This window comes from Aeromonas sp. ZOR0002, from assembly GCF_963866995.1.
Lineage (GTDB): Bacteria > Pseudomonadota > Gammaproteobacteria > Enterobacterales > Aeromonadaceae > Aeromonas > Aeromonas caviae.
The window spans coordinates 1-2,205 of sequence record NZ_CAWMFQ010000259.1 but is presented as its reverse complement, the minus strand read 5'-3'; the positions used below and the strand labels follow the sequence as shown (position 1 = coordinate 2,205).

The window sequence follows — 2,205 nt, the reverse complement described above, 5'->3', positions numbered from 1 at the left end:
CGCCCCGCTGGCAAGCCAGTGGCCCGACATGACCGCGCAGCCGGAGCGGGAGCTGGACTTCCTGGTGGCGGGCCAGCGAGACACCCTCAACGCCCGCGCCCTGCCCATCAACCTGGGGGGGCAGCACGCCTATGCGCTGACCCTTGGCACCGAACCGCGTCAGGACGACAATCGCATGGCTGCACTGGAGAACGCCCTCAAGAGCCTCTCTCGCCAGGCCATCATCGAGGATGGCCAGTTGCTGGGGGAACTGAGCCGGCTGGGAGGGGAGTTCAGGTCGCTGGCGGACGATCTCATTCGCCAGCAGGATGACGAACCTCTGCGCCGCGCTCTGGTTGACACCATGCGTCTCACCCTGGAGACCTGGCAGCAGAGCACCGGCAAGGGCAAGATAGTGCTGGCGGAGAAGAGCAAGCTGTGGCGGGTCTACATGGACCGCTCCAGTCCCCAGACCCGCACCCTCGACAAGTACTTGAACCTCGACACCCTGCCCAAGGCACCGCGCTGGAAGACGGTGGTGGCCAGCGCCGAGTACGTGCTCAAGCACTGCGCCCTGAACGAGGTGCAGCACCAGAGCCTGCACCAGAGCACCCAGCGCCTTCGCCAGCTCGCCAGCCGCAAGGCATGAGTCTCCAACCCGCAGCCACGTTGCTCTGATGATGACTGCGGGGTAGAAAACCAAGCACCAATGGCCAGCTCTGGACACATTGACTCGCAGGCTTTCTGCACCTCTCAGGGGGATCGCGATGGCTGAGCTCGCGGGGTCGGCCAGATGACCCTGCAGGTGCGGGCCCATGCCCCATCACCAGGTTGGTGATGACCCCGGGAGACCTGTCTGGGCCGGCAAGTGGCTAATCAGGTGAATAGACATTCGAGAGAATGGGGTGAGACTTCGCGACCCCGTGACCACAGGCCCCAAATCGGAAAAGACATTGGGAGATGGCTGAGCCGGGGATGGACAGAGATGAGATAGAAATGACAAACCCGCGACGGACGCGGGCTTGAAGGGAATAAATGGCGGAGAGACAGCCCGCCATAGAACCGTCTAATTTCATTTACCAGCACCCATAAAGTAATTTAATATCAATATCTTACCACCAAATTCCGTCCAATACCTTTTAATGCCGCATCACTAAAACCCACATGCAATGGCATACTGGATGGCATACTCACATCTACAAGAGATGACCACATGGCAGTACTCACCGACACCAAGGCCCGCAACCTGAGGCCTGAAGAAAAACCTCTCCCCCATGGTGGGATCACTGGCCTAGCGCTTCATCCATCAACGATAAAAGGAAAGGGAAAATGGGTATTGCGATATGTCAGTCCCATCACCGGCAAACGCCGTAATGCTGGACTAGGTTCCTACCCGGAAGTCTCAGTTGCAGATGCAGGTAACCAGGCTCGTCTGCTGCGCGAGCAACTGTCCAAAGGGCTGGACCCCTTGGAGGTGAAGAAAGAGGAAGCCAGTAAGCCTACTATACCCACAGTCGAAATTGCGGCTCGCCAGGTGCACCAACAGCTACTCCCTGGCTGGCGCAATCCCAAACACGGTAAGCAGTGGATCTCCACCTTGGAGCAATACGCCTTCCCGATCATCGGTCGGCAGCCTATCAACACCATCACTCCAGTGCATATAGCCAGTGTACTACAGCCTATCTGGCTGGAAATCCCGGAAACGGCCACTCGGGTGAAACAGCGGTTACACGCAGTCATGGCCTGGGCTTGGGCCCATAGCTTCTGCCAAGCCAACCCTGTTGATGTTGTTGATAAACTCCTGCCACTACAGCCCAGTAAAGCAATCCGCACTCAACACCAACCTGCAATGGATTGGCGGATACTACCTGAGTTTTACCGAGAGCACTTGGCCAATGCAGAGCGCTTTGATGTCAGCCGAGCCCTACTGTCGTTCGTGATCCTGACCGCCTGCCGTTCTGGTGAAGCGAGAAGTATGCGCTGGGAAGAACTCGACCTAGATGCTGCAATCTGGACCATTCCGGCTGATAGGATGAAGACGCAAGTAACACACCGAGTTCCGTTATCTGTTCAAGCCATCACCGTTCTGGAAAAAGTACAAGGGTTACACAATGAATGGGTATTCCCCTCTCCTCGGAAACAGGTCCCACTCACTGATATGGCGATGACTAGCCTGCTCAGACGTGTATGGAGATTGTATTCACCTGACAGTTGCCCACAAAAGGG

Annotated in this window: 1 protein-coding gene and 1 pseudogene; both read left to right on the top strand. The window is 57.2% G+C overall.

Translation table 11 applies throughout. From position 1 onward, the window contains the following. A pseudogene (locus tag AACR77_RS14120) lies at window positions 1–628 on the top strand (hybrid sensor histidine kinase/response regulator); the annotation flags it as partial. Between the two features lie 564 nt (window positions 629–1,192). Further along, on the top strand, window positions 1,193–2,205 hold a 1,013-nt coding region (locus AACR77_RS14115; protein ID WP_042882400.1), incomplete at its 3' end, for a tyrosine-type recombinase/integrase.